2 protein-coding genes are annotated in these 1,028 nt (G+C 61.2%); both read right to left on the reverse strand.

Going from position 1 to position 1,028, the window contains the following annotated elements; all coding sequences use genetic code 11:
* The coding region (locus tag J4F42_17575; GenBank protein MCE2487328.1) for a DUF1329 domain-containing protein at positions 1-306 on the reverse strand (306 nt) is incomplete at its 3' end.
* Positions 270-1,028, reverse strand: a 759-nt coding sequence (locus tag J4F42_17580; protein MCE2487329.1) for a DUF1329 domain-containing protein, incomplete at its 5' end; no start/stop codon positions are given. The genes J4F42_17575 and J4F42_17580, both read right to left, overlap by 37 nt.

Genomic DNA, 1,028 nt, shown 5'->3' on the forward strand with positions numbered 1-1,028 from the left:
GAGATAGGGTGCCTGCATGGCCGTCTCGTGGGCATAACTCTCCGAGTACTTCAGAAAGTGCTGACCCAGCCGCAGCAGCTGGTCGTCCTGGCGGTCAAAGGCCACCATCCACAAGGTCCAGTAGGTTTCGGCGTCGATAAACACGATCTTGTGGCTGTAGGGATGATCCTCGCTCTTGGGGTCGATCAGCAGGACGTGGGAGTCGCGCACCTCCCAGCGCGCCTTGTTGGGCACCCACAGGTGGGGACCACCGGCCTCGGGGTTGGTGGCTACATTGATCGTCGCCAACACCTTCTTGCGCCCCAGGTAGGTCCAGAACCCATCATGTCTTCCGGGATCAGATCCATGCCCATCATCTCGCTGGTCCGCTCTGAGGCCAGAGTACGGCGCGGTTTGCGCTCGGAGGGCAAATACATCCAGCCACTGTCCTCTTTGTAGTGATCGACGTAGGTGATGGACAGGTTCTTGGCGCCGGTCATATCGCGGGGGGAGCGGAACTCCATCAACATCTTGCTGCGCACCTCTTCATAGCCTGGCACCAGGCAGTTTGCACCACGTGCATATTTGGCGTTGACCGAGGTAAACTCGAATTCGCGATCCAGCTGGCCGTGTTCGCTACGCGACCACGCGACCATCGGCATCACATAGTCGTCGGTCCCCGGCCGCCACAGCATGTTCCAGATGACCTTGACCGCAATCTGGGGGTCATCGGGGGCGATATCGGGAAACGGGAACCCGCCGCCCTTGAAATCGACCAGTACCCCCTGCTCATCCAGAAAGTAGCCGGGCACGACGTTTTGGCCCCACTCGGGTGGCGGCGGATACTCGCCCGTTGCGGCAATCTGCATCTCCATGTCGTCAAAGAAGTAATACTCCCAGGCCGACTGGGGGATGAAGGGTTCGAGGGCCTCCCGGTCGTGCAGGCCCAGGGTTTGGCCGGGCTCGAACGTCGGCGGGGCTTCCCGGTGGTGTTCGAGCCAGTTCACCATCGCTTGATAGCTCTGGTCTTCGGCGGCACGGGCCGCAGC

Source organism: Desulfurellaceae bacterium, assembly GCA_021296095.1.
Classification (GTDB): Bacteria; Desulfobacterota; Binatia; order Bin18; family Bin18; genus JAAXHF01.